This window comes from Photorhabdus heterorhabditis (assembly GCF_018448905.1).
Taxonomy (GTDB): domain Bacteria; phylum Pseudomonadota; class Gammaproteobacteria; order Enterobacterales; family Enterobacteriaceae; genus Photorhabdus; species Photorhabdus heterorhabditis.
This window is the reverse complement of record NZ_RCWA01000004.1, coordinates 114,471-140,888: the sequence shown is the minus strand read 5'-3', so window position 1 is coordinate 140,888 and position 26,418 is coordinate 114,471. Positions and strand designations below refer to the sequence as shown.

At 44.4% G+C, this 26,418-nt stretch carries 34 protein-coding genes and 1 pseudogene; 29 read left to right on the top strand and 6 right to left on the bottom strand.

Annotated features, from left to right (window positions below; genetic code table 11):
- Window positions 1–4 precede the first annotated feature (4 nt).
- The 5 genes from EAE89_RS04135 to EAE89_RS04115 all read right to left on the bottom strand — a co-directional run bounded on the left by EAE89_RS04135 (window position 5) and on the right by EAE89_RS04115 (window position 4,793).
- Window positions 5–1,177, bottom strand: a complete 1,173-nt coding sequence (locus tag EAE89_RS04135; RefSeq protein ID WP_214085414.1) for an ExeA family protein — start codon at window positions 1,175–1,177, stop codon at window positions 5–7.
- A 238-nt stretch (window positions 1,178–1,415) separates the two neighbouring features.
- Complete coding sequence (locus tag EAE89_RS04130; protein WP_214085413.1) at window positions 1,416–3,200, bottom strand: DDE-type integrase/transposase/recombinase; 1,785 nt, start codon at window positions 3,198–3,200, stop codon at window positions 1,416–1,418.
- Window positions 3,201–3,253: 53 nt separating this feature from the next.
- Complete coding sequence (locus EAE89_RS04125; protein WP_214085412.1) at window positions 3,254–4,210, bottom strand: DUF3102 domain-containing protein; 957 nt, start codon at window positions 4,208–4,210, stop codon at window positions 3,254–3,256.
- 19 nt (window positions 4,211–4,229) lie between these two features.
- On the bottom strand, window positions 4,230–4,538 hold the full coding sequence (locus EAE89_RS04120) for a helix-turn-helix domain-containing protein (protein ID WP_011147637.1): 309 nt from the start codon (window positions 4,536–4,538) through the stop codon (window positions 4,230–4,232).
- Window positions 4,539–4,604: 66 nt separating this feature from the next.
- Window positions 4,605–4,793, bottom strand: coding sequence for a DNA-binding protein (locus tag EAE89_RS04115; RefSeq protein WP_036777229.1), 189 nt, complete (start codon window positions 4,791–4,793; stop codon window positions 4,605–4,607).
- Between the two features lie 90 nt (window positions 4,794–4,883).
- Between EAE89_RS04115 and EAE89_RS04110 the strand changes: the two genes are divergently transcribed.
- The 3 genes from EAE89_RS04110 (at window position 4,884) to EAE89_RS04100 (ending at window position 6,530) form a co-directional block, all read left to right on the top strand.
- The gene (locus EAE89_RS04110) at window positions 4,884–5,300 is read left to right on the top strand and encodes a helix-turn-helix domain-containing protein (protein WP_082303644.1); all 417 of its coding nucleotides are present in this window, start codon (window positions 4,884–4,886) and stop codon (window positions 5,298–5,300) included.
- A 16-nt stretch (window positions 5,301–5,316) separates the two neighbouring features.
- Window positions 5,317–5,853 carry a hypothetical protein gene (locus tag EAE89_RS04105; RefSeq protein WP_214085411.1) on the top strand — a complete coding sequence of 179 codons (537 nt, stop codon included), beginning with the start codon at window positions 5,317–5,319 and terminating at the stop codon, window positions 5,851–5,853.
- 239 nt (window positions 5,854–6,092) lie between these two features.
- Window positions 6,093–6,530 (top strand): hypothetical protein, encoded by a 438-nt coding sequence (locus EAE89_RS04100; protein WP_214085410.1) that lies wholly within the window; start codon window positions 6,093–6,095, stop codon window positions 6,528–6,530.
- A 47-nt stretch (window positions 6,531–6,577) separates the two neighbouring features.
- Here EAE89_RS04100 and EAE89_RS04095 read toward each other — a convergent pair whose 3' ends face one another.
- Window positions 6,578–7,348, bottom strand: a complete 771-nt coding sequence (locus tag EAE89_RS04095; RefSeq protein ID WP_214085409.1) for a DNA adenine methylase — start codon at window positions 7,346–7,348, stop codon at window positions 6,578–6,580.
- 250 nt (window positions 7,349–7,598) lie between these two features.
- Between EAE89_RS04095 and EAE89_RS04090 the strand changes: the two genes are divergently transcribed.
- The 26 genes and pseudogenes from EAE89_RS04090 (at window position 7,599) to EAE89_RS03970 (ending at window position 26,395) form a co-directional block, all read left to right on the top strand.
- On the top strand, window positions 7,599–7,949 hold the full coding sequence (locus tag EAE89_RS04090) for a putative holin (RefSeq protein ID WP_046975925.1): 351 nt from the start codon (window positions 7,599–7,601) through the stop codon (window positions 7,947–7,949).
- 2 nt (window positions 7,950–7,951) lie between these two features.
- Window positions 7,952–8,569: a transglycosylase SLT domain-containing protein gene (locus EAE89_RS04085; protein ID WP_214085408.1), complete on the top strand. Its 618-nt coding sequence runs from the start codon at window positions 7,952–7,954 to the stop codon at window positions 8,567–8,569.
- The gene (locus EAE89_RS04080) at window positions 8,559–9,182 is read left to right on the top strand and encodes a hypothetical protein (RefSeq protein WP_214085407.1); all 624 of its coding nucleotides are present in this window, start codon (window positions 8,559–8,561) and stop codon (window positions 9,180–9,182) included. The genes EAE89_RS04085 and EAE89_RS04080 overlap by 11 nt, the downstream gene beginning before the upstream one ends.
- Window positions 9,179–9,511: a hypothetical protein gene (locus EAE89_RS04075; protein ID WP_011147627.1), complete on the top strand. Its 333-nt coding sequence runs from the start codon at window positions 9,179–9,181 to the stop codon at window positions 9,509–9,511. The genes EAE89_RS04080 and EAE89_RS04075 overlap by 4 nt, the downstream gene beginning before the upstream one ends.
- Window positions 9,504–9,815: a hypothetical protein gene (locus tag EAE89_RS04070; protein WP_112896738.1), complete on the top strand. Its 312-nt coding sequence runs from the start codon at window positions 9,504–9,506 to the stop codon at window positions 9,813–9,815. The genes EAE89_RS04075 and EAE89_RS04070 overlap by 8 nt, the downstream gene beginning before the upstream one ends.
- Window positions 9,815–10,360 (top strand): DUF3486 family protein, encoded by a 546-nt coding sequence (locus tag EAE89_RS04065; protein ID WP_214085406.1) that lies wholly within the window; start codon window positions 9,815–9,817, stop codon window positions 10,358–10,360. Before EAE89_RS04070 ends, EAE89_RS04065 begins: the two co-directional genes overlap by 1 nt.
- The gene (locus EAE89_RS04060; RefSeq protein ID WP_214085405.1) at window positions 10,357–11,880 is read left to right on the top strand and encodes a hypothetical protein; all 1,524 of its coding nucleotides are present in this window, start codon (window positions 10,357–10,359) and stop codon (window positions 11,878–11,880) included. The genes EAE89_RS04065 and EAE89_RS04060 overlap by 4 nt, the downstream gene beginning before the upstream one ends.
- Window positions 11,880–13,373, top strand: a complete 1,494-nt coding sequence (locus tag EAE89_RS04055) for a DUF935 domain-containing protein (protein ID WP_214085404.1) — start codon at window positions 11,880–11,882, stop codon at window positions 13,371–13,373. Before EAE89_RS04060 ends, EAE89_RS04055 begins: the two co-directional genes overlap by 1 nt.
- The gene (locus tag EAE89_RS04050) at window positions 13,354–14,184 is read left to right on the top strand and encodes a phage head morphogenesis protein (protein ID WP_214085403.1); all 831 of its coding nucleotides are present in this window, start codon (window positions 13,354–13,356) and stop codon (window positions 14,182–14,184) included. Before EAE89_RS04055 ends, EAE89_RS04050 begins: the two co-directional genes overlap by 20 nt.
- Complete coding sequence (locus EAE89_RS04045; RefSeq protein WP_214085402.1) at window positions 14,177–14,626, top strand: phage virion morphogenesis protein; 450 nt, start codon at window positions 14,177–14,179, stop codon at window positions 14,624–14,626. The genes EAE89_RS04050 and EAE89_RS04045 overlap by 8 nt, the downstream gene beginning before the upstream one ends.
- A gap of 203 nt (window positions 14,627–14,829) precedes the next feature.
- A pseudogene (locus tag EAE89_RS24290) lies at window positions 14,830–15,400 on the top strand (peptidase); the annotation flags it as partial.
- 369 nt (window positions 15,401–15,769) lie between these two features.
- The gene (locus EAE89_RS24285) at window positions 15,770–15,925 is read left to right on the top strand and encodes a hypothetical protein (protein ID WP_422615501.1); all 156 of its coding nucleotides are present in this window, start codon (window positions 15,770–15,772) and stop codon (window positions 15,923–15,925) included.
- Between the two features lie 31 nt (window positions 15,926–15,956).
- A complete protein-coding gene (locus EAE89_RS04035) occupies window positions 15,957–16,892 on the top strand; it encodes a major capsid protein (RefSeq protein WP_214085401.1) in 936 nt (311 codons plus the stop codon).
- Between the two features lie 13 nt (window positions 16,893–16,905).
- Window positions 16,906–17,256, top strand: a complete 351-nt coding sequence (locus EAE89_RS04030; RefSeq protein WP_214085400.1) for a DUF2190 family protein — start codon at window positions 16,906–16,908, stop codon at window positions 17,254–17,256.
- A 1-nt stretch (window position 17,257) separates the two neighbouring features.
- Entirely contained in the window at window positions 17,258–17,695 is a 438-nt protein-coding gene (locus EAE89_RS04025) for a gp436 family protein (RefSeq protein WP_041380252.1), read from the top strand.
- The gene (locus EAE89_RS04020) at window positions 17,695–18,162 is read left to right on the top strand and encodes a Gp37 family protein (protein WP_011147616.1); all 468 of its coding nucleotides are present in this window, start codon (window positions 17,695–17,697) and stop codon (window positions 18,160–18,162) included. The genes EAE89_RS04025 and EAE89_RS04020 overlap by 1 nt, the downstream gene beginning before the upstream one ends.
- The gene (locus EAE89_RS04015) at window positions 18,159–18,371 is read left to right on the top strand and encodes a hypothetical protein (RefSeq protein ID WP_214085399.1); all 213 of its coding nucleotides are present in this window, start codon (window positions 18,159–18,161) and stop codon (window positions 18,369–18,371) included. The genes EAE89_RS04020 and EAE89_RS04015 overlap by 4 nt, the downstream gene beginning before the upstream one ends.
- Window positions 18,361–19,788 (top strand): phage tail sheath subtilisin-like domain-containing protein, encoded by a 1,428-nt coding sequence (locus EAE89_RS04010; RefSeq protein WP_214085398.1) that lies wholly within the window; start codon window positions 18,361–18,363, stop codon window positions 19,786–19,788. Before EAE89_RS04015 ends, EAE89_RS04010 begins: the two co-directional genes overlap by 11 nt.
- Window positions 19,788–20,312, top strand: a complete 525-nt coding sequence (locus tag EAE89_RS04005) for a phage major tail tube protein (protein ID WP_011147613.1) — start codon at window positions 19,788–19,790, stop codon at window positions 20,310–20,312. The genes EAE89_RS04010 and EAE89_RS04005 overlap by 1 nt, the downstream gene beginning before the upstream one ends.
- A gap of 257 nt (window positions 20,313–20,569) precedes the next feature.
- Entirely contained in the window at window positions 20,570–20,896 is a 327-nt protein-coding gene (locus EAE89_RS04000; protein ID WP_011147612.1) for a phage tail assembly protein, read from the top strand.
- Window positions 20,856–20,975: a GpE family phage tail protein gene (locus EAE89_RS24140; protein ID WP_088776128.1), complete on the top strand. Its 120-nt coding sequence runs from the start codon at window positions 20,856–20,858 to the stop codon at window positions 20,973–20,975. Before EAE89_RS04000 ends, EAE89_RS24140 begins: the two co-directional genes overlap by 41 nt.
- Window positions 20,976–20,978: 3 nt before the next feature.
- The gene (locus EAE89_RS03990; protein ID WP_214085397.1) at window positions 20,979–23,531 is read left to right on the top strand and encodes a phage tail tape measure protein; all 2,553 of its coding nucleotides are present in this window, start codon (window positions 20,979–20,981) and stop codon (window positions 23,529–23,531) included.
- A complete protein-coding gene (locus tag EAE89_RS03985; protein ID WP_214085396.1) occupies window positions 23,531–24,415 on the top strand; it encodes a phage tail protein in 885 nt (294 codons plus the stop codon). Before EAE89_RS03990 ends, EAE89_RS03985 begins: the two co-directional genes overlap by 1 nt.
- Before the next feature lie 2 nt (window positions 24,416–24,417).
- Window positions 24,418–24,630 carry a tail protein X gene (locus EAE89_RS03980; RefSeq protein ID WP_214085395.1) on the top strand — a complete coding sequence of 71 codons (213 nt, stop codon included), beginning with the start codon at window positions 24,418–24,420 and terminating at the stop codon, window positions 24,628–24,630.
- The gene (locus tag EAE89_RS03975; RefSeq protein ID WP_214085394.1) at window positions 24,618–25,796 is read left to right on the top strand and encodes a phage late control D family protein; all 1,179 of its coding nucleotides are present in this window, start codon (window positions 24,618–24,620) and stop codon (window positions 25,794–25,796) included. Before EAE89_RS03980 ends, EAE89_RS03975 begins: the two co-directional genes overlap by 13 nt.
- The gene (locus EAE89_RS03970) at window positions 25,793–26,395 is read left to right on the top strand and encodes a phage baseplate assembly protein V (protein ID WP_214085393.1); all 603 of its coding nucleotides are present in this window, start codon (window positions 25,793–25,795) and stop codon (window positions 26,393–26,395) included. Before EAE89_RS03975 ends, EAE89_RS03970 begins: the two co-directional genes overlap by 4 nt.
- Window positions 26,396–26,418: the final 23 nt, after the last annotated feature.

The window sequence follows — 26,418 nt, the reverse complement described above, 5'->3', positions numbered from 1 at the left end:
ATCTTTAGCTAACACTGCGAATAATATTGGCATCAACCATAGGTATCTCATTAATTGCAGCCATGTTCATAGCTGCAATAATCAAGTTTCCGATAGCTAATGGATATAATAAACTAACAGTTTCTTTACCACTATGCCGACTAAGACATAAACGGTCACGGATAGCACCAATAACGCTATTATCTAAAATCTTGTTAGTCTTCATGCCTACGCGACTAAATTTAAAATCCAGAAATGTTTCCAGATAATCATTAAGAGGAAACAAATTAACAACTTCACAACGTTGCACTACTTCACGAACCTCTTGATTACGTTCAGATAGCTTCAATTCCAGCTCAGACTGACCAATCAAAATGATCGATAACAGTTTTTTAAATCCATCTTCCAGTTCAAAGAATCGTTTAAGGTGTTTTAATGTTGGTAAAGGCAACGAGTGTGCTTCTTCTATTATTAACACATGTTGATAGCCAGCCCGTGAACTGTCTTTCAATATCTTGTGCAACTGGCGGAAGCGTGCTTCAGGCGATCGTTTCAAGTTTTCCAATGGCGCTAAGGTATTCACAATAGCTTCAACAATGTTTGATGCTTTCAAGGTTTTACCTTTTATATCATTGTCTTCCATTGCTAATACATAGGGTTCAATAACAATAACGGGGGTATTTTCCCTGTTAATACGGTCAATAAGATCACGACGCAGTGTCGTTTTACCTGAACCTGATTCCCCTGATACTGCCAGAAAACCACCATAGCGGGCTGTTTGATACATGGTTTCCCGTACATAACGGCTATCTGGAGTCACAAAAACATCTTCAGCACTTTGAATTGCACTATCTTCAAATGGATCACGAAATAAACCAAAGTGCTTTTTCGTAGCTGGAAATAACACTTGTTTTTTTAGTAACATGTTTTCCTCCTCAGAAATGAGGGTTGTATTTTTATTATCGGTATAGATATCTGATTTATTGGTTGTTTGTACCACCTCAAAACTTTTTGCGGTATCGATACCTCTTTTTGCCAAGAAATCAGTAATACGCTGACGAATTGCATCTGCGTTCTGTCGTGGCCATATATTGTGATTAACAATTTGAGCCAACGCCGCCGCTGAAATTCCTGCCGCACTTGCTGCTGCACTTTGCGTTAACTGATGTTCTTGTAACTGCTGTTTAAACACCAGCATAATAATCCCCCGTTAAGCGGCTATCTTTATTTCTGCATATGCTATTGATAATAAGAGATAGCAACATCATTCCCTGGCAAAATATCCTGTATACTTCTTACGTTATAATGAGTTCCACGAAAACAAACTGGGTCACTTTTATAAATAAACCTCAGTTGTATTTTAAGTGGTCAGTGAAAGCAGTGGATCATGAATTTTAATTGCCATTTTTCTTTTCCTTAATATACACCATGAAAAATTAATTACCGTTAACAATATTGCATACAACAGTTGTTGATTTCCCTATGAATTCATCAACCAATTCATCAATTTGATCTGTTGGAACACCATTAGGAAAGCGTTTAACTATTTGCTGATAAAATTCACCACGCCATGTCTTACCATGTAATTGAAACCGTTCACGTAAAATTTTGACAACATCAACGGGGTTCATAAGCTGTTCAATTCGTGGGCTATGTACCGTAGAGGCTTGTCCACGTTTTGGCATATACGTTGGTGCATCATTACGTTCAATATCCAAATATGGATCAAACCGACCATTGAGGGGAAGTGTTTTCAATTTACGTGCTATTTCAGTTTCAGTTGTGTTGTTTGTCCCCATGATTTTCTGTTCAACTTCGGCTAAATTACGTTGTGCAATTGTTTGAGGAATGGCTTGGAATTCACTACCAATTACAGGTGCTCCGATGGCAAAGCCGTACTCATCTTTAGTGACTTCATTAACAAGATGGAAAACATCAAAGCCATCTTCACCAGTAATGACTACCTGTGCCTCTTCGTCACGCCACGGATTGCGGATGATCATGATAGAATCACCAACACTCACACTAGGAACGGTACTGACGTCATACTCACGTCCCCTGAAAGATACTCGCAAGGTTGACTGTACTTTACGGCTTTCTGGGGTGCCAATTGCCAATTCACGACAAACATTAATGGCAGGTGCTTTTACTAACTGTTCTGCTGTGATTTTTAGCCAGCAATCTGTACGGGTTTGTCCATGTCGGCTATGTATTGCACTGCGGTTAAACTTCATACGCCATAGCCGTGCCAGACGGTTAAGTTCATCAATATTATCAACCTGTCGAAAGCGTAAACCGGATTCGAAATTGCGTTCGATGATGTCACGTGCTTTTTCAACAGAGCCCGTAGCACGGGCGTTACGGGCCTTGTGTTGTATCATTTGAATGCCTAGGGCCTTACACAAGTTACGTAGTGTAGGTGCTGTCAAAGCAGAACCGGGGTCAGTAAATAAAATTTGGGGTACACCGTGTAATACATCTGCGTCACCACGATCTTGCATTGCGTTAATCAACACAGAAGTAAAATTCTGACTGGTTTCACCGCCAAATAAGTATTCAACATATATCCAGCCACTTGTGTGATCTGTTAATTCAAACGACCAAACGCGATCATTAATGATACGAGCCAGATTTTTCGGCTTATTTTTATTAAATTCAGCCACAGGCATCATGCGTAATCCACTGTCAATCCCATTGTTTTTATTAGGGTTTTTTAGGTAATATAGCACACAAATTGAGGCGTCTAATTCCCAGACATGATTGGGATGCAGGCTAGCCAATTGTAGGCTAGTCGCAGGCACTTTCAACTGTTCAGGATGAAGTTTGTACTGGCGCAATGCACGACTAATCGCGTCAATGGATAACGGAGAAAATTCGCCTGTTTTGGTATCAATATGGCCTGCATTAATCAGGCTATTTGAACGCAGATCATTAACGGCCTGTTCGAGGCTATATAACCGTTTCCCTGTATTACGAGTGGCCTCCATCAATACCCCTGAGATCAAAGTTGCTTCTTCACGTGTCAGCGCGCTATTACCTGCATCAGAACGTTTCTTGCGTGGCTTTTTGCCAGAAACTTCACCAAGTTTTTTAATCAATGTTGAACGTGACATACACAGCTCTTCACAAGCCGCCCGATATATTGCTTCTTTACTGCCATGTCCGGCTTTATGTGCTGCCTGTGCAATAGAAACTAATCGTTCGGTCATTGTGGTATTCATGTTATTGCCCTTATTTCTTCAGTTTCTTTTCAAGCATTTTTTTCAATTCAGATTTATTCATGTGCCTCTTCCTTATCCATCCATTCTGGTCGTTCGAATCTTTCCTCTTCTGCTTTCGCACCTTCTTTAGCCCAATCAGGAACAATGCTGTGTTCTCTGTACTCAGGCAGATTAAAGTGATTACGCAGGTTACGAATTTTGACTTCAAGGTCATCGAGTACGCCTGCCATAAACCCAACATGGCTAATATCGGTGCGTCTGGTATGGTCATTAAGCGTTTCAAATCCATTGAAAAGATTGGTGATAGCGGCATCAATAGCAAAAGACAATGAATTAACCTCTTGTGTCAAAGCTGCACCTTCTTCTTCAGGTTTTTCATGATTGATTCGGCGCTGAAGTTTGTGCTGGATTTGAGATTTCTCCTCAATCAAATTACTAACAAGTTCCTTTTTTTCCTGCACCGTCTGGCGTGAGATTTCCAGATCAGCGCGTGTATCACGCAGGGTCTTACGTAGTTCGCGGACAGACATGCGATCAATATCATCTAATGTCAAACCTGCTACAGTGCCACCTTCAGCCAATTCTGACAGTTCATCATCATCTTCAAGCATCAACTCATACAGTTTGGAACGTCCCAAAAGCGAAAACGTTTTCGCTTTTGTTTCTAATCCAGGTGAAAGAAATTTGAGTGCAGCTTGTGCCATTTTTTGAGCAATTCGGGGTTCCAAGCCAAGTTGATCCTTAACGATGTCAACAAATTCACCATGAGGTTCATTCTCTTTAAGAATAATGAGGCGCTTCCCAGCTTCCAACATCGCTTCAGCACTCTGAGCCATATAGAAACGGGTTTCGTGAACGATACGTTCACGTTCATACGGCAGACCATCTCCAAACTGTTCCATGATTTGCAGGCGGTGTGTTGTCATAGCGTTGAGATTGACCTGCAGATCGTCAGCAAGTTGAACATCTTCGGCTAGTTTTACTGATGTTGTATTTTTTGAGCGTGCCATTGTATGAATCTCTTGTTAATTAATTTCTGCTACCAGCCAAAACGCGCTGATTCATTTCTGTAATTTTGGCTTGGGTGTTAGCCATTTCATTTGAGAACGATTGTGCTATTTGCAGTAATTGCATACCGGGTGCATATCTGCCGCTACCCAGTTTTTGCGCCAGCCCTTCTTCTATTAATGTATTTAGTGCACGATTAATATTTGTAGGAGATTCCTCCAGTAATTCCGCTAATTCACCATTACTCATCCCAGACAAGGAATGACCACGTAGAGCCTTAAGAACTCGTAATATGCGCGTACCAGAACTGGAAACGTTAATTTTGCGCATGTCACATTCTCCCTTTTCAATATGTGATAATCTGTTACATAAAGTGATAAAATAGTTAGGCTAAATTTAAATGCCTAAACTTGGCGTTTTCAGACCTAGCTTTACAGCTATTTCATGGGCCTTTCCGTAATTAGCTTTGGATTGTCCATTAAGAACTCGGTATACAGCTTCGCGGGAATACCCGTTCTCCTGTGCCCATTGGGTAATAGTGATGCCGTGTTGATGAAAGCGGCTTTTAATTTTCTCGGGTGTCATGCTATGGCCTCCGGTAATGCAATGATGTTTGTACAATACATGACATTATTGTCCCATTAATGGGACTTGTAAAGGGTTTTGGTGACAAAAATGTCTCTTGGTGAGAGATTAAAAAAAGAGCGTGAGCGATTGGGGTTTAGTCAGTCCGATTTCGCGGAGATGGTTGGCGCATCAAGAAAATCACAGATAAGGTGGGAAAAAGACGAATCTGCACCAGGGGCTGATGCTATAAGCCTTTGGGCAAAAGCGGGTCTTGATGTGTTGTACCTAATAACAGGGCAAGTTCAACAGTCAGCCTCTACCGCTTACAAAAACAGTGAGATAGATACAGAATTACTGGGAAAAATTGTTCATAAACTAGATTCGATGGCACAACAGGCTAATCGCCGCTGGACGCCCGATGAACTCGTCCTGCAATCATCAAAAATATATAACTTTTTAATTAAAGAGTCGGTTGTCGATGACAGTAGAATTGACAGAGTATTAAAACTGGTTGTTAATCATTAAAAAATAAAGGATTTGCATGGACAGAAGAGATGAAGAATTACAAACATTAGCAGGACAAGTTTTTGATAGCCTTAAACAACTTCCCCAAGATGGGCAGGAACGACAAATAACCATCAGCGTTGGTGGCAATAATCATGGCTCTATTCATGTAGGTTCAGTCGTCAATATTAACCCCATGCCATCTCGCCCGCGTGAGCTTCATGAAAGGAATAGTCGGGAATTACTTGCTATAAAACGAGAATTACTTATAGAAAATAAAGATGCTAAATGGCGTTATTACATCAATACACCTTGCCTGCTATTACTTAGCCTCGTGCTTATAGCATTCACGTTTGCCCTATGGAACGCTTATATGATATTTTTCGGTGAAGGATTTACTAATGTATTGGTACTTAATGATAAAACATTGATAATCTTTATTTCTTGGGTCGTGTTGATAGCGCTTTGCGGAAAAAAAATGGACAAGCACAGGAAGATAGAAAATAGGATAATAGATGAAAATCAGGATGTTATTGATACCATAGATGTCATCTTACAACGTAGAAATTCTTAAAAATATAGTTATTTTTTATTTCATATAAGGGTATGGACTGTGCGTAACTTATTAATTCCCACAAATGCCAAACTTCCCAATGATTATATAGCCAATGGGAATAATTGTTTTCTTGATATAGGGGATAACGAAACAATTTTATCCATATCTAAATCAGTTTGCCAATCTGTTTGTTTAGATCAACAGAATGTACCTGGTGGAACATTGAAATTGAAACTTTAGAAACAAATAGGATATTTATGTCTACTACAAACATAGAAAAGTTTAATGAAATTGTAGGTATTATATTTGGGAAACTATATGAGTCATTTCCTTTAAAGATAGATCTTTTATCTATAGAGGTAATCGGTGAATCCCTTCAATATTCTGATGGAACATACTCTGACGAACTTTGTACTACAGTAGAAGATCATAGATTTTTTCTGGATACAGTGGATTGGCTCATGACAAATGGTTACTTGGCAGGGACTATGAGCTCTGAAGGTTGTCATAGAGCCGTATTAACGGCTGAAGGTTTAGAAGTTCTTAAAGTAATCCCTGACAGCTTAGAAACCCCATTAGGTGATCGCATTAAGGAAACATTGAAGACTGAAAGTAAAGAAGCGTTAAGGTCTTTAGTGAGCCAAACTCTCGGAATAGGCTTACAGTTTGTATCCCGTTCTATTGGCTTAGGTTAAAGGTAAAAAATGGCAAAGCAAATATATTGCCTTGCCATTCTCGGTTATTAGAAATTACAAATAATCAGCTCTTTACTCTGTTTAGCTTTCCCCGTGACTTTCAAGTTGTAACCGATATTGACTACTTGCATTTTCAATCCTTTGAATGCCTTACGCATTTCTGGAATATCGTTCACCGAAATTACCATTTCCCCTCGGATGGTATGTGCTAGTTCTGCTAATAAATCATAGTTCTCAAGTCCGAAATCTATGCCATATCCCTCTGTACCCCAATACGGCGGATCACAGTAAAACAGCGTATGTGGCCTGTCGTACCGTTGGACGCATTGTGCCCAGTTCATATTTTCAATGATCGTTCTTGCTAGTCGTAGGTGAGCCATTGATAGCTCTTCTTCTATTCTGAGTAAATTAAATCGCGGTGGGCTGGTGGTGGAAGTACCGAAAGTATGTTCAGCAACCTTACCGCTAAACGCCTGCTTTTGGAGATAGTAGAAACGTGCTGCTCTCTGAATATCGGTTAGCGTTTCTTCGGGGGTAATCTGTAACCATTTATATATTTGGCGGCTGACCAATGCCCATTTAAATTGCCGGACAAACTCTTCCAAGTGATGTTTTATTACGCGATAAAGATTCACCAACTCACCATTAAGATCATTAATCACTTCACATTTGCTCGGTACTTTTAGGAAATACAGCGCGGCAGCACCACAGAACGGTTCGACATAACAGGTATGTTCAGGAAATAACGGTAAAATATGTTTTGCTAATCGGCGTTTACCACCAATCCACGGAACGATAGGTAAAGATTGTTCTTTCATTATCCGTAAGCCTTTTCCATTAGCTGAAAATGAGTTAGGCTTTCCCGGTCATCAATAATCAATAGCGGAAAGAGCCTCGGTTGACTCACAGTACATACCTGTGAGTTGATAGCCTACCCAGTATTCGAGTGTTAGGCAGGTCGCTCTTATCCTGTCTTTTACTTTTCTGATGCGCTCTTAACGCCCTTTAAAATCCTTTTTCCGATAAATTGGCAAAACTGTTTCCATCAACGACTACGGAGACAGTTCAGTGAAAACTTTCAAATCGTTTGTATCACTTATCAAAAAATTACGCCTCGGTGGCTGGTTGTTAACAGCTGTTCTATTGCTGATCACTATCGGTTTAGTTTCCCCTCAACAAGTCCCTGTTGTGATCTACAAATTGTCGCTTATTGCTCTGGCTGTTGTCTTGGGGTACTGGCTTGATCGTAGTTTATTCCCGAAAGCAAGGCCCGGTCAGTATCTGAAATATGATGAAATACTCATGAAAAAAGGAAAATATCCCGTTCAGACTGGCTACCATATGGTATTTGCAGCCGTTCTGATACGCCGTGCATTGATTGTTGCCGCTACCTGTCTGAGTGTAGCTACAGGGTTGTGATTATGAATTGGCGGCAGATTATCGGAATTGTTCTGTTGTGGTGTAGCGGTATGGTCAGCCTAGCATTGGCTGACGAACTGCCACACCGTTCGCGGCAATACCGCAATGACTTAATACGTGCTTCTCGTGTGATCTGGGGATTGAATGCGCCTGTAGCTGATTTTGCCGCTCAGTTGCATCAGGAGAGTGACTGGAAATCACGAGCTATTTCGCCTATTGGTGCTCAGGGTATGGCCCAGTTTATGCCCGCAACAGCGGATTGGATTAGTCAACGCATTCCTGAATTATCCAATAAAGATCCCTTCAACCCAGTCTGGTCTATACGGGCGATGGTTCACTATGATCATTGGCTATGGCAACGCATTAAAGCTGTCGATAAGTGCCAAAGAATGGCGATGGTGCTGTCTTCCTATAACGGGGGCTTAGGCTGGTTACTACGGGATAAGAAGAAAACCGAGGCAGTTGGTCTCAATCCGTGGGTCTGGTTCGGCCATGTTGAATCTCAGAATGCTGGACGTAGAGCGCCAGCATGGAAAGAAAATCGACATTATTCTAAACGCATATTACTGGAACTCGCGCCCCGTTATTTGGCTTGGGGAGGTACCAGCTGTGCCAATTAAATTATGGGCTAAACCTGTTGTATTGATTTTGTTGCTAATTGGTATGTTCGCTTTGGCTCACTGGAGAGGCCATACCATAGGCTTTCAGAAAGCAACGGAGACAGGAAACACCGCATTAGCACAGCAGAAAACCGAATTTCTTCTGCTGGAAAAGCGACGGACAGAACAGGAACTGGCAGCACTCAATGCCTTGCAGCAACGTTACCAAATGCAGGTCAACTCAGCGCATCAGGCAGAAGCCAATTATCTCAACGATATTGAACAACTTCGCACTCAGAACCAACAACTGAAGAGGAAAATTGACCATGTTACCCAGAGTTGGATGGATGAAAAACAACAGTTTCATCCTGTTAATTGTGTGTTTACTCGTGGCTTCATGCAGCAATACAACGCCGCCCTCGGCCTATCCGGTGAACAAACTCGCTCTGCCTCCGTTACCTCCGGCGCTGATGAAGCGTCCCGTGGAAATGAAAGCTCTGATGCCCAACTACGGCCATCCGGTATCACACAACGAGATATCCTTGCCAATATCATCGATAACGGAGAACAGTGTCTTGCATTGAAAGCGCAGGTCAATGGCCTGCTGGATTACATCGAAGGATTACAACAATGACACTACAGATTGAATTTTGGGCTGCCGTAGGTTTTCTGCTCTCTTTCCTTGGTTTCGTTTTTGGTATCGCAAAGTGGTTATTCAGCAAAGCCGAAGAGCGACAGGAGGAAAGACACGCCTCGTTAGAGCAGGCGCTTAAAAATTCCGTAGACAATTGGTCTCAGCTCGAACGTGAGTTTATGCAGTTTAAGGCTGACTTGCCGCTGAATTACGTGCGCCGTGAAGATTATATTCGTGGTCAAACAGTAATTGAAGCCAAGCTGGATGCGCTTTACAGCAAATTAGAGATGGTGCAGCAGCACCGAATTGCCGGAGGTAAAAATGATTGATGTTGCTCGTGTTCGTCGTGAATCATTGCGTTGGAGTCTATTGGTCGCACTGAATAAAACCCGCCCATATACCGCCAGTGAAACACTGTTATTGGATATATCTCGCGCGATTTATCCTGACGTCACTGCATTGGAATTACGGAAGGAATTGGATTATCTGGCAGACCGTAAATTAATTGACCTCAATAAACAGCCATCGGGTAGCTGGTTTGCTGACTTAACTCGTATTGGTGTTGATGTTGTTGAATATACGGTTGAATGCGGCCTTGGTATTGCTCGCCCTGAAAAGTACTGGAGTGAATAATGGCGCGTCGAAGCACAATCGATAAACTCCCTGAAGATGTCCGGCGCTGGTTGGAGCGGGCTTTGACTGAATCAGGATTTAGTGGATACCAGGAACTCGAAATCTTGCTGCGTGATCAAGGTTATGTAATCAGTAAGTCTGCTATTCACCGTTATGGTCAAAAAATAGAAAAGCGATACGGTGCAATACGGGCAGCAACAGAAGCAGCACGGATGCTCACAGAAGGTGCCGTGGATGATCAAGATGCACGTTCTGAGGCTGTGATTGCTTTAATTCAGACTGAACTTTTTGAAAGTATTATTCAACTTCAGGAAGCTGAAAACGGAGAGATTGCGCCAAAAGAGCGCGTCACACTGCTTTCAACGGTGGCAAAAAACGTAGCTACACTTTCTCGTGCTAGCGTGAATCTGAAAAAATTCCAATCTGAAGTCCGGGCACGGACTGAAGCTGCTGCAAGTAATGCAGAGAAAATTGCACGCAAAGGTGGATTATCTGCCGAAGCAGTTGCTGCATTACGTCGGGAAATATTGGGAATTGCTACATGAGTCAGCTTGCACCTGTTCTACCAGATACTTCCTCAATAGCAGCACCTGTCGTCTTATTGCCATACCAGCAACGATGGGTGGCCGACTCGTCTTCTTTTAAAGTCAATGAGAAGAGTCGTCGAACGGGAATTACTTGGGCTGAAGCGTCAGATAATGTACTCATCGCCGCATCTTCTGCCGCGGCGGGTGGTATGAATGTGTATTACATCGCCTATAACCAAGATATGACCATTGAATATATTCAAGCCTGTGCAATGTGGGCTCGTGCTTTCAACTATGCGGCTAGTGAAATTGAAGAAGGGTTCTGGGAAGAAGACGAAGATGATAAGCACATCAAAACTTTCACTATCAAATTTCCAGATTCTGGATTCCGTGTAGTGGCGCTTTCTAGCCGTCCGTCTAACTTGCGTGGCCGTCAGGGGATCATTGTCATTGATGAAGCTGCTTTCCACGAACAGCTCGATGAATTACTGAAAGCGGCACTAGCCATGCTTATCTGGGGCGGTAAAGTGCGAGTGATCTCCACCCATAACGGGGATAGCAACTTGTTTAATGAGTTGCTGAACGATATCCGGGCAGGACGCAGGGACGGCGTTATCCACCGTATGACCTTTAAGGAAGCTGTGGCTGAAGGACTATTTCACCGTGTCTGCTTACGTACCGGACGTGAATGGTCACAAGAGGCTGAACAACAGTGGATGATGTCGGTGTACAAGTTCTACGGAGCTGGAGCATCAGAAGAATTGGACTGTATTCCTGCTAATGGTGGTGGAGCATGGTTGTCCCGCGCTCTGATTGAATCTCGGATGTCTCCCGATACGCCACTGCTGCGACTGACTTGTCCGAAAGGATATGAGCTTAAATCCGATGAAATACGCCGCACAGATACCGAAGAGTGGCTAAAAGCCAACCTGAAACCGTTGTTGGATGCATTGCCTTCTGATGCTCGTTCGTTTCTGGGACGCGATTTTGGCCGCAGTGGTGATTTGTCCGTGGATTATCCATTGCTGCAACAAAAAAATCTGGTACGCAGAGTGCCGTTTGTTCTGGAGCTGCGCAACGTGCCATTTAAACAACAGGAGCAAATCACTTGGTATCTAATGGATGGACTTCCTAATCTGCTGGGTGCAGCCTTTGATGCCCGTGGTAACGGTGCTTATCTGGCCGAATATGCCGTGCAAAAATATGGCATCAGCCGTGTTCAGCAAGTCATGCTCACCGAAGGTTGGTATCGTGACAATATGCCCCCGGTGAAGGCTGCGCTGGAAGACGGCGATCTGGAGGCACTGCCAAAGGATGAAGACACTTTGGATGACCTGAGAGCAGTACAGGTCATTAACGGTGTTCCCCGTGTACCTGAGCAGCGCTCAAAAGCAAAAGCGGACGGCGGCAAGCGCCACGGTGATGCAGCGATAGCCCTTGCCCTAGCGTACTTCGCCAGCCGTGAAATTAACAAAGGTCCGGTGAAGGCAAGTTCCCGCCGACGACGTCAGTCTGCACGTATGCTGGAGGGATACTAATGGCTCGTGGTATCTGGGTTTCACCAACAGAATTTATTAACTTTTCCGAATCAAAGCAGTCGTTCACTGAACAAATTGCATCGCGTAGCCGTTCCATTGACTTCTACAGTCTGGGCACATATCTACCTAACCCTGATGCTATTCTCAAAGCCCAAGGGCGGGATATTCGTATCTATCGTGAATTACGTACTGATCCTTTAGTTGGTGGATGTATTCGCCGCCGCAAGGCCGGAGTGAAAGCACTGGAGCGTGGTGTAGAACGTAGTAATGCCCCTGTGCGAGTCTTTAACTTTATCCGCGACATGCTCGCGGACTTGGATATGTCACGTATCATTGGCGAAATGCATGACGCGGTTCTGTACGGCTATCAGCCTTGTGAATTGATTTGGAACCAGAATCAATCATGGTCAGTGACGGATATTGTTAGCAAACCGCCTGACTGGTTCCATTATGACCGTGATAACCAACTGCGTTTTCGTGCCCGTGATGCAGGCGTTGAAGGAGAACGGGTTCCTCTTTATAAATTTGTAACACCACGTCAAGATGCTACTTATGACAACCCTTATGGATTTCCAGATTTATCCATGTGCTTCTGGCCCGTCACCTTTAAGAAAGGCGGCATGAAGTTTTGGGTGCGCTTTGCTGAGAAGTATGGTTCACCGTGGGTGATTGGAAAGCATCCACGAGGTACGCCACAAAGTGAAATTGATCTGTTATTGGATTCGATGGAAGCGATGATTGATGATGCAGTCGCCGCCATTCCTGATGATTCCTCCGTCGAGATTAAAGAGGCAGCAGGTAAATCAGACAGCAGTGATATTTACCAGAACTTAATTACCGTTGCTCGCAGTGAGATCTCTATTGCGTTACTGGGACAAAACCAAACAACCGAAGCAAACAGCAATAAAGCCTCTGCACAAGCGGGATTAGAGGTAACGGATGATATTCGTGATGCTGATGCTGACGTTATCACCAGTGCCATCAATCAGGCTATACGCTGGGTTGTAGAACTGAACTTCGGTAACGTTGAATGTCCGGTCTATCGTCTTTGGGAGCAGCAATCGGTTGATGAAACACAGGCTAATCGTGATGTTAAGTTGAGTCAGGCTGGTGTCAGATTTACTCCGCAATACTGGAAACGCGAATATCAATTGCAGGATGGGGATATTGATGAAACAACCTTGTCAACCACGACTATTCCATCCCTCCCACTGGCGTTCTCTGAAGCTGTTCACGCAGATTTAGCAGCACAAGACACCTTAGATGAAGCACTGGATATTTTGATGAATGAAGGATCATTGAATGAATCATTGGAGTCTCTGCTGCTTCCTTTGTTCCATCGTGTTCAAAACGGTGTTAATCCCAGCGATCTAATAGGGGAGTTAGCCGAGCTTTATCCACACATGGACGCAGAGGGTTTGCAAGAGCGGCTAGCACGGGTTTTGTTTGTGTCTAACATCTGGGGGCGCTTGCATGAGCATAACCACGCCTGAACTGGCGTATTGCATGACATTACCTCCCAAGCGAGCCATTGGTTATCTGCAATCTAAGGGTTACAAGATAACGTGGGATTGGGAAGAACTTTGGCAAGAGACTCATGCCCGTGCATTCACGGTGGCGAAAGTCACGCGTCTGGATATTCTGGAAGATATTCGCCAGGCGCTACAACAGGCACTGGATGAAGGCAAGACTGATCGTTGGTTTCGTCAGGAGCTGGAGCCAACATTAAAACGTAAGGGGTGGTGGGGAACGAAAGAGACCGATGACCCCGTTACAGGGGAGCGTGTCACTGTTCAGCAAGGTAGTCCGTGGCGCCTTGATACTATCTTTCGTACCAACATGTCGGTGCTGTACAGTGCAGGCCGTTGGGCCGAACAAATGGAAAATATTGATGACCGACCGTACTGGATGTATACAGGGATCAACGATAACCATACACGCAAGAGCCATCTCGCATTGCATGGTTTGGTATTTCGCTCTGACGACCCATTTTGGCAAGCCTTCTATCCTCCTAATGGCTGGCGTTGCCGTTGCAGTGTGATTGCCCTCAGTCATGATGATGTTCGTGCCAGAGGGATAAAAGTTATGCATTCAGGTAAAGCAATGGGCTGGGAGTTGAAATTGGTTTCACAAAAAACAGGTGAGATACAGCCCGTTGTTACATTCAACACCGGCATAACAAAAGTGGCGACTGATGTAGGTTGGTCATATTCGCCGGGGGCAGCATATCGTCCCGATTTGGCCAGATATCAGGGGGAGCTATCTGGACTGGCCCGCCGCGAACTGAGAGGACAGAATGAGTAATATCACTATCACCATTAATGATGGAGACCTAAGACGTGGACTGCGGGCATTAGAATTGGCTACTAATGATCTGACACTTGCCATGCGTAAAATTGCTGGAACATTGTCAGCAGAAACCGATTTTAACTTTGAAACTGGAGGACGCCCGGCATGGATACCCTCTGTGGCGGCAAAGGAACGTGGTGGTCAGACACTGCAAAAAACTGCTCGTTTGATGCGTTCAGTCAGTACCCGATATGATGCTCACACGGCAGTTGTCGGTACAAACTTAGTCTACGGGCGTATTCATCAATTGGGAGGTAAAGCTGGCCGCGATCAATCTGTATTGTTACCAGCCCGGCCTTATCTGCCCGTAACAGAACAAGGCGAATTATCACCAGAAGCAGAAAGAGCCGTATTAAGTACCATTCAACGACATCTTGAATCAGCGGCACACCGTTAAACGTTGCCTCGCTATGCGGGTGATTTATCATTGTCATCCGCAAAAAACTTTATAAAGCGTTTACAGACTCAAATTTTCGGTATCTAATTGCATGCAGTTCTCCACTTTTTTATTTCCTTCCGAAGTCTTTTCTAAAGCAGATTAAAAGTCGTTTTTTCTGATTATGGAGAAACTGCCTCTATTAACGTAATAGAGGCAGTGAAATGAAATCACTTCACATTTTCAAATCCGGTACACATACCGATATGAATGGCAAACAATTGCCGTTCAGCCCCGCAGATTTGCAAGCTTGTGCAAAGGCTTATGACTCATCATTGCATGAAGCACCGATTGTGATTGGGCATCCAAAAGACAATTTGCCCGCCTATGGTTGGGTTAAATCGCTGACATCTTCCGGTGATGACTTGATTGCGGAGCCTCAACAGGTTGATGTTCAGTTCGCTGAATTGGTCGATGCAGGCCGCTATAAAAAAATTTCTGCTTCTTTCTATTTACCTGATTCCCCAAACAACCCTAAACCCGGCGTGCTCTATTTGCGTCATGTCGGCTTTTTGGGGGCGAAGCCACCCTCCATTAAAGGATTGAGACAGGTTGAATTCAGTGAACAAGAATATGGTGTCGTCGAGTTCTCTGATTGGAGTGATATCACCACCGCTTCACTTTGGGGGCGTTTGCGAGAATTTTTGATTAGTAAATTCGGTATGGACGAAGCAGACAAAGCGCTTCCTTCTTGGCAGGTGGATTCATTACGTGAAGAAGCTTATAGCACGACTCAGCCTGCTCCTGCCTTTCATGAACCCAATAACACACATCAACATGAGGAAAACATCGTGACAAATGAAGAAAAAAAGGCGCTCAAAGATGAAAACACTCGCCTGAAAGAACAGCTTGTTGCCCGTGATGCTGCCGACGCAAAGCGCAAACAAACTGAGCAACATGCTGGAAACATGGCATTTGCCGAAAGGCTGATCGCAGACGGCAAATTGGTGCCAACTGCTCAATCTGTCGTGATCGCCTTGCTGGACGCTGTAACCCAAGGTGATTCCCCTGTCGAGTTTGCTGAAGGTGGTGTGAAAAAACCATTGGCTACTGCGTTTAAAGATCTGCTGAGTTCTACCCAACCTATTATTGATTTTGGTGAACATGCAACATAAAGACCGGGTTGACCAAAACACATCATCAGATATTGCTGAGTTTTCTGATGCAGATCCTGAACGTCTGGCGTTGCATCAAAAAGCCATCTCTCTGGCGAAGAAAGAAGGTATCAGTTACGACGTAGCCGTTACCCGCTGCCTGTAACACTACGGACGTAGCTATTGAGGAGAAATAAATGTCTGATTATTTGAAAGGCAAACGTATTGTTGACCCTGTGCTAACCAGCGTGGCGCGTGGCTATAAAAATGCGGTGTTTATTGGTGAACATATTTTTCCCATTGTCGAAATGGAGAAAGAAGGTGCTAGTGTGCCGACATTTGGCAAAAGTGCTTTTGTGGAATATGACACCACGCGTGCCGTTGGTGCCAACAGTAACGTTTTGATCCGTGAGAAAGGCTCTTCGTTAGATATCGTGCTCAACGAACATGATCTAGCTGCACCTGTTGATTATCGTGAGAAATCAGAATCTTTATTTAATGAAGAAGCAAAGGCAATCCGTCGTTCCACCAATGGCGTGAATCTCAAGCGTGAACTGTATGCAGCTCGATTGGCACAAGACCCTGAAGTTTATCTTAGTGACTCGGTGAAGAGTCTGACAGCTAATGAACGTTGGGCTGGTGGCAAAGGTAATCCAATCAAAGTCATTGAAGCTGGAATTGATGCTGTTCGTACTGCCATTGGTGTACGTCCAAACCTCATGACAATGGGGGCTAGCGTGATGTCACTGTTAAAATTTCATCCTGAAATTCAGGCAGCTATTGGAGCCAACGAACGTAAACGTATCACAATAGAAATACTCAAAGACCTTTTCCAAATCCAAAACGTTGTCGTTGGTGAACCTGTTTCTACCCCAAGCATTAAAGAAAATCCTGTTGATATCTGGGCTGATAATTTGATGTTGCATTACGTATCACCTCCGCAGGCAGGAGCAGAAAGCGCTGATGAATATGAACCCTCCTTTGGCTATACATTTCGCCGCAAAGGGATGCCTGTAGCGGATAAATATGAAGGTGTGGGCGGTAAGGTCAATTACTGTCGTTATACCGATATTTATAAAGTTGCGGTTGTTGGCGGTGATGCCGGCTATCTGATTACCAATATTGTGAAGTAAGGGAGACACCATCATGGCAGTAACACAACAATCCGTATTGACGACAACAATTATCGCCAGTGCGAACATCATCCAGCATCGTTTAGTTAGTACTGATAATGCACCGTGTCAGGTTGGAGCCGTTGCACTTGGTATAGCAGAGGTGGATGCGAAGGCTGGAGATGTCGTTCCTGTTAATGTATTGGGCATTATTGCTGTTGAAGCTGGTGGGCCAATAACCCGTGGGCAAGTCGTACAGTCGGATAAGGATGCCTGTGCAGTACCACTGAGTTCGGCTGAAAATGCTGCCGGAACATCTGTCGGGTTTGCGCTGGATGATGCCACAGCGGCAGGTAATATCATTCGCATCTTACGTGGCATATGACATGTATTGCTCACTGAAAGACTTGCAAGAGCAGATACCAACGCAATCATTGATATGGCTGTCTAACGAAGAACCTAATGCTCAGACGATCAATGAGCCTGTGGTTAACAGTGCCATCCGCTATGCCGATGAACTCATCGATGCCCATTTACGTGGACGTTATATCCTGCCTCTGGCGGAAGTTCCCACGGTATTACGTGATGCCGCCATTACGTTAACACGCTATCGGCTGTATGCCCGCCGTCCAGAAGGTTCTATTCCTGAAGCCGTGATAGATGATTACAAAATTGTTTTGCGCCAACTGGCTGACATCCGAGATGCCAAACTAACACTGGGCCTGCTTTCCACAGGAAAAGATGCCCCTGAACCGGGGGAGTTTCGTGTTCGGGCGCGTCGTCCCACCTTTGGAGGGAGTAAAGGAATGTTGGAGAAATACTGATGGATGTTTCGCCGATCATTGATGCCATTATCATGAGGCTAAGAGAAAAACTACCTGGCTTACAGGTGGAGTATTTCCCTGAAAGGCCAACTGAATTCAGGCTGAACCATCCGGTGGGAGCCATTTTAATCAGCTATCCCGGTTCTCGCTTCGACAAGCCTGAAGATGTTGGGGCGGTATTGCAGACACAAACTGTCATGCTCAATGCCACCATAGTTTTTCGTCAGCTTAATGGACGTCACGGTGCCGTTGCCACATTAGATGATGTACGCCGGGTTCTCGGCGGATTCCAACCACCGAACTGCCAACGAAAATGTTGGCTGGTACGGGATACATTTCTCGGTGAGATAGCTGGTTTGTGGCAATACACGCTGGATTTTGCGACTGAAAGTGTATTTATCGAAGACTGTGAGTTACCGAATGGTTCGCCGTTAGCCCAAATCAATTATGAGGGAACTGAACAATGAAATACCTCTATACAGGCCCAGCAAGCGGCATCACTTTAGCTGATGGCACTGAAGTTTTGCTCTGGTCAGAAAAAACTGTTGATTTACCGGAGCAGCATGATTATGTGAAGACATTGATCGCGCTGCGATATCTTCATCCACTGTCAGAACAGCAAAAAAATCTCCTGAAGAAAAAAGAAAAGTCTGAGGAGGCCACTGATGGCCGCTAATTATTTGCATGGCGTCGAAACTATCGAAGTCGAAAAAGGCTCACGTCCCGTCAAGACAGTGAAATCCGCCGTGATCGGCTTAATTGGTACTGCACCGATAGGGCCAGTAAATGCAGTGACACTTTGTCTGTCAGAAAAAGATGCCGCTCAATTTGGTACTCAAATGAATGGTTTTACCATCCCACAAGCACTGGATGCTATTTATGATCATGGGGCGGGAACTGTGCTGGTCATTAACGTTCTTGATCCTGAAGTGCATAAAGCTAATGTTGCCAGTGAAAACATTAGCTTTGATAAAACCACAGGAACAGCGAAACTGGCTAATCCCGTGGTCAGTAATGTCTTACTAAAATCCACCTCTGGTAGTGCCCCTTATGTAGAAGGGCAAGATTATTCTTTGGATGCTCAAACAGGCAGCCTCAAGAATATCGGTAAAAACATTGCTGCGGGTGCAACCGTAATTGCCAGCTATGACTTTGCCGATCCTACATTAGTGACGCCTGCTGACATTATTGGCAGCATCAGTGCAGCGGGTAACCGTACAGGTATGAAGTTACTGAATGATACTTATAACCTGTATGGGTTCTTTGCCAAGATTTTGCTGGCTCCTGTCTACTGTACCCAGCTAAGTGTGACAACAGAACTGATTGCCCTTGCAACTAAATTGGGTGCCATGACCTATATTGATGCCCCGATAGGCACCACTTTTGTTCAGGCTATCAGTGGCCGCGGCCCGTCTGGCACAATCAATTTTAATACCAGTTCTGATCGTGCCCGGCTGTGTTACCCACACGTCAAAGTCTATGATGCGGAAAGCAATAGCGAGCGCCTGGAACCCTTGTCATCTCGTGCAGCAGGGCTGCGTGCCAAGATTGATGCAGACAAAGGTTTTTGGTGGTCATCCTCCAATCAAGAAATTATGGGGATCACAGGTATTGAGCGCCAGCTATCCGCCATAATTGACGATCCACAAAGTGAAGTGAACCAGCTCAATGAACAAGGGATTACTACAGTGTTCAATAATTATGGCTCTGGTTTGCGCTTATGGGGCAACCGTACCGCCGCATGGCCAACTGTGACACACATGCGTAACTTCGAGAACGTGCGCAGAACGGGCGACGTGATTAATGAATCCCTGCGTTACTTCAGTCAGCAATATATCGATATGCCGATCACGCCAGCGCTGATAGATGCCCTGACAGAATCTGTGAATGCCTATGGTCGTAAATTGATTGCTGATGGCGCTTTGTTGGGATTCAAATGCTGGTTTGATCCGACCCATAACGAAGAAACGGAGCTGGCATCAGGTCATCTGTTACTCAGTTATAAGTACACACCGCCACCACCACTGGAACGGCTGACATTTGAGACCGAAATTACCTCTGAGTATTTGCTGAATTTAAAGGGAAATAATTAATGGCCGGAAAAATAGAGATTAACCGCATCACCAACGCCAATATTTATATTGACGGCAATAACCTGTTGGGACGGGCTGAAGAAGTGAAACTGCCAGACGTTTCCATGACCATGCAGGAGCATAAGGCGCTGGGGATGGTCGGTAAGGTGGAACTACCAGCAGGCTTCGATAAGCTGGAAGGCGAGATCAAGTGGAACAGTTTCTACCGTGACGCCATGTTATCTGCTGCCAATCCCTATAAGTCTCTGGCATTGCAGTGCCGTTCCAGCGTCCAGAAATTCAGTTCACAGGGGCGCATTGATGAAGTGCCATTGGTGACATATCTGACCATTTTATTTAAGAAGAATCCGCTGGGCACATTTAAGCAACATGAAAATGCTGATTTTTCCAGTAGCTTTACCAGTACCTATATTAAGCAGGTACTGGATGGTGAGGAGCTGTTAGAACTGGATTATCTGGCCAATATCTTCCGTGTTGGCGGCATTGATCAACTGACCGATTATCGCATCAATATTGGAGGTTAAACTAAATCATGACTGCACTCGCTCCAAAGCCAGAAAGCTTGCCGACTTGATTGATAAGTGGACTCCTCCGGAAGGTTGGTTTTCCGATATCAGTGCAGCGAAAGGGAAAGAATATCTGATAGACTTTTTCCGTAACTGTAGAGGCTTTCGCACTCACTAATGACAGGGGCATCAGCCCCTTTCTTCTTTAATCCCCTTTAATATTTCCGTTTCCATACATGGATGATACTGAATGAAACTTACAGAGGAGTATCATCATGTCAACCACGACTTACCATCTTCAATTTCCCTATACCACGGCTGCTGGTGTTCGCATTGAAGAGCTTCAGTTATCACGTTTGAAAGTTAAAGATATCAAGGCTGCCCGGCGAGCCAGCGAAAATCCTACTGACTGGGATGATATTTTGATAGCACGTTCGACAGGATTGTTACCAGAAGATATCGAACAGATGGATGTCGCTGATTATCTGGCATTACAGAAACGATTTCAGCAAGTTATCGGATTGGATCAGGGAAATAAAAACAGTGTGGCAAGCATCGGCGATGTTGGCACGATGGTTCCGGTTCCAGCCGAGCGAGATTGATAATCTGGCGCTGGATGAATTTGAATGTTGGTTGAATGAGGCCAACACCCAAATCAAACGCGAGAATGGAGGCGGTTAATTCGTGTCAACAGAATTTTCCATTGGTGTCATTATTGGTGGGGCCATTAGTAGTGCGTTCAGTTCTGCCATGTCTGGTACACGCCGTACTCTAGGAACACTGGGAGAAACGACTCGCCAACTGGAGAACCGACAGCAGGCACTGAACCGTGCTGTTGAACGTTACGGTCAACTTGGTTCCCGTAGTGCCCAGCGTTTGAATGCGGATCTACAACGCATCAGTCGAACGCTGGAACAGTTGAACCGCCAGCAACAGCGCTTACAGTCTGCGGCTAGCATGAGTGATGCAGCCAAAGCGAATCGTATGGCGCTATATGCACAGGGAGCCGAAACCTATGCATTAACTCACACGATATCCTCTCCCGTTATTCAGTCCGTCACAAAGTATGCCTCTTTTGAATCAGGATTAAGGGACATAGCTGTCACTGGCAATCTGTCTCCGAAAGAAGAGCAAAAAATCGGAATCATCTTGCGCCAGAACGCCAAGCAAACAAACCAATTACAAGAAACCCTGCTGGAAGGTGTTGGCACATTGGTTGCCGCCGGAAAATCTCCCATGAAATCGACCGATATGAGTGGATTATTGGGCCGCGTCGCCACGGCGTCCAAAGCTAATATTAATGACTTAGCCAAAATGGCTCTGTCCTTTGAGTCCCTGAAAATTGAAGGTGATCAAGCGCTCAAGGAAGCCTTTAACCGAGCCGTTTTCGGTGCTAAATCGGGTCGTTTTGAATTAAAAGATCTCGCCCAATACTTTCCAGAAATGGCGCAGCAATTTGCTGGTAAGGGAATATATGGTCAGGAGGCAGTTTCACAGATTATTGCCAGCTTGGAAGTTGGCCGTGAAGGCGCAGGAACGGAAGGTGAAGCAGCTACCAATATGAGGAACTGGCTAGCTTCAATGGGACGTGGTGATATTGCCAAAAGATACGCTGAAGCTGACGTCGATTATCAAACCTCAATGAGCAGATATGTTTCTTCGGGGTACTCACAATATGAAGCCTCAATCATGATCGCAGACCGATTTATCAAGAGTAAAGGCGCTGATCTCATGAAAGAGTGGAAAAAAGCGGGAGCCAGAGGTGATGAAGATGCACAGCGTATGCTCATGGAATCCTTCGGGTTATCCTCTATTTTCACCGACGTACAGACAGTCAACCATCTCTTGGCCATGCGGCAACGTTGGGGCGATTATCAGCGTATCAAAACAGGCATGGGGACTGATTCGGCACAAAAATCTGTTGATACCGACTTTGATAAACAAAACGATACCTTAGAAGCACAGTGGCGGCGTACTCAAATTGAGTTTAATGATTCGGCTATTAGCATTGGTCAGTCGCTGCGTCCAGCATTAATACAGTTAGCCGAAACCTTTATTCCATTGATGGACAAGACCGGAAAATGGCTGGCCGCTAATCCTGAACTTATCAGCAATGTTGTCACGCTGGTCGGCGGGTTCTTGGCATTCAAAGCAGCTTCAATCGGTGTCAGATTAGGTCTTAATCTTTTGCTTTCCCCTATAACTGATATCTGGAAAGGCGCAATGTTAATGCGCACACGGTGGTTACTGTTTCGAATGGCTATCGGCAGTGGCGGCAGATTTGGTGTCGCTGCAAACATCTTGGGAAAAATAGCCGGAGCAGCTCTCTGGTTGGGTAGAATCCTTGGTAGTGCTCTCTATAAGGGCTTAATGGTAGCTGGCAGAGCTATTTTGTGGATTGGACGCGCATTATTAATGAATCCTATCGGATTGATCATCACTGGTATTGCAGTGGCCGCTTATCTTATCTATCGCTATTGGAAGCCCATCAGTAATTTCTTTAAACGGCTTTGGGTCTTAGTAAAATTCGCTTTCCAAATGGGATGGCAGGGAATCAAAAATATTTGGTCTAACGTCAAAGGTTGGTTTACAGCTCGATGGAATGACATTACTAATGCGTTTGATGGCGGAATATTTGAGGTCAGTAAATTAATTTTAAACTGGTCGCCATTGGGATTGTTCTATAAAACATTCGCTGACGTTATGAAATGGTTTGGCATGGATATGCCCGATAATTTTACTGATTTTGGTAAAAATATCGTTAATGGGTTGGTTAATGGTATTTCTAATATGCTGACCACGGCTAAGGACACCATTAAAAACTTTGGTGGTAAAGTTTCTAGCTGGTTTAAAGAAGCATTAGGTATTCAATCTCCCAGTCGGGTATTTATGGGATTTGGCGATAATATTGTGCAAGGTACGGTTGTTGGTATTGATCGTACTATGCCGTTGGCTGCTCGTGCCACTCAGCGTCTGACTGAGGGAATGACCCCCGATGTCCCACAAATCTCACCTCCTGAGATGATGTCGGGCAATCCAATTAAACGAACAGGTTATAAAGATGCCAGCAACAGCAATAATGGTTTTTCTATCTCTTTCGCCCCGCAAATATACATTGGTGATAAACAACAAACGGCTATACCCGATATTAGTCAAGCCTTAAACCTGAGTATGCGTGAATTAGAAAAACTGCTGGAGCGTATTGTTATTCAGAGAGAACGCCGGAGGTACGGATAATGTTTGCTGTATTAGGTGATATTGAATTTGAGCTAATCACATATTGGGATGGTTTTGATGTAACGTTTGGTGTTGATTATGCCGAACATGCCCGAATTCAGGGTAAGCCCGGCTTGCAGTTTGTAGGTGAGAAACTGGATGAAATTCAAATTAGCTTGGTCTTTCATCAACATTATTGTGCGCCGGATATTGAATTGAATCGGCTGCGTGAAGCAATGCGGAAACATCAAGCACTTGCGCTAATATTCGGAAATGGTGATTACCGGGGCTGGTTTGTTATTACTGATGTAACAGCCTCCAGTGAACAAACGGATTCAGTAGGTAATATATTTGCCCTCAATGCCTCGGTGACATTACGTGAATATATCGGTGATCCTAAAAAACCACTGAAACCGCCTGCCATTAAATCTCATGTCCCGAATACAAAAGCGTTGTCTAATGCAATACCGAAACCATCAGGTATGGCTAAAAAAGTCAGGGATGGAGTGAATTATGCCAAACAAGCACAATCAGCACTGCAAACGACGATCAGTGCGGTACGTATTACACAGAAGATGAAAGACAACCCGACTGTAGCGTTAACCCGCGTACCAGGTCTTCTTACCGGACTTAACAATATTGTTGGGCCATTAGGGAAAAGCTATCCGGCTTTTCAATCACTCGGTGACTCATTGCCAGATGCAATTCAATTGACCAGAGCAACGGGGCAAGCAGTAACATTTGTTAACAATGCTCAATCGTCATTAAGCCGTGCAGATAACAGTAATATCTCAGCTGCATTAGATTCTGTATCAGCTCAACTTGAATCGGCAAGTTCAACATTTACATCAATATCACCCGCGCTCAGTAAGATGGCCGCGCAAATTACCACAAGGGCGCTTTGATCATGTTTCTTGAATACATTACAAAAGATGGCGATAGGTGGGATTTATTGGCTCACCATTATTATGGTGAACCTTTAGGTTACGCTCGCATAATCGCTGCTAATCCGCACGTTGCAGTTACACCTGTATTGCCATCTGGGATCGTATTGTTGATCCCCATCATTGACGCTGACGATGTAGTAATTGCAGAGGATACACCACCGTGGCTAAGATAATTGATACCAGGCAAACACCATCTATAACGGGTGTCTCTGAGGTTTTAAGTCCGACATTCACGTTACGATATTTGCAAAAAGATATCACAAATGACATCACTCCTTATGTCACTCGTGTCAGCTATACCGACAACATCAAAAGCGAATCTGATGAAATAGAGGTAGAGTTGGATGATACTGATGGTCGCTGGCTAGATAAATGGTATCCGGGCAAAGGTGATACGTTGACATTGAAGTTGGGCTATTTCGGCGAACGGTTACTGAATTGTGGCTCATTCTATATTGATGAAATTGAAGTCAACATCCCTCCTTCTATTGTATCTGTCCGAGGTATAGCAACGTCTATCAATACGGCATTGCGGACCAAATCTAACCGTGGATTTGAAAATACAACTCTGTCCGCTATTGCTAACCGCATCGCTAAGAAACATCAGTTAAAGCTGATCGGCAGTATCGAAATCATCAAGATTGACAGGGTGACGCAATATTCTGAAACCGATGTGGCGTTCCTGAAACGACTGGCCAGTGAATATGGTTATGCCGTTAAAGTTGTCAGTGAACAGCTAATTTTCTCCCACTTAGCCAGTTTGCGCAGCCAAGAACCCATAAAAAAATTACACCCTCGTGATGTTGCCCAATTTTCACTACGGGACACGATTAATAAAGTCTATAAAAAAGCCAAAGTGAAGCACCAAAAGGCTGATGATAAAAAGTTGATTGTCTATGAAGCTGATGGTGCGACCAGTACAAGTAGTCAGTCTAATTCAAGAAGCAAAAGTAGCGGTAAAGAAACCAGTGCAGATACCTTAAAAGTAAACAGCCGGGCTGCTAACAAGGATAGCGCTGAAATAAAGGCCACGTCAGCATTGGATTCATATAATGAGTACCAGCAGAACGGCTCACTTTCATTGATGGGAGCCCCTCAGTTAACCGCCGGAAATAAAATTGAGTTGATTGAATTTGGCAAGTTATCTGGACAATGGTTAATTACTTCAGCTCACCACTCTTTTGATCGCAACAGCGGATATATAACCGAACTTGAAGTTGCTCGTGGCCCTGTTACATCAAGCAAATCCAAGAAAGATAAAAAAGATAAGACTCAGAAATTGGTTGTATATAAGCCCGATGGTTCTTCCGACACGATCATCGAGGAGGAATCCAAATGAGCAGTGTAACTCGTCAAGTTGGTACGATTAGCGCCGTAGATCCTGCTACTGTTCGTGCCCGCGTGCGATTGCCTGAATGCGATAATATGCGTACTAACTGGCTGAATGTGTTGCAGCGCAATACCCAGAATAACAAAGACTATTGGTTGCCCGATGTTGGGGAACAGGTTGAAGTGCTATTGGATGCGAATGGTGAAGATGGTGTTATTTTAGGTGCTATCTATTCCAGTGTTGATCAACCGCCTGCTAATAATAAAAATATCCGTGGTGTAACTTATGCAGATGATGCCGCTTTTTACTATGATCGTACCTCACACACCCTGACTATTAATGGTGGCATTCAGCACATTAAGATCGCAGCGGGAGCCAATGTTGTTATTCAGACACAGCAGGCAACTATTGATGCGCCGGAAACAATCATAACCGGAAATATGTTAGTGAAAGGCCAATTAACTTACCAAAATGGGCTGTCGGGTTCTGGTGGTAATGGTACTACGAACATTCAGGGTAATGTCAGCGTCGATGGCAACATCCATGCAACAGGTAGCATCATGGATGAAGGCGGTAACTCGAATCATCATTCTCATGGGTTTCTTTAAACGTCTTTAATATTAGATATTCC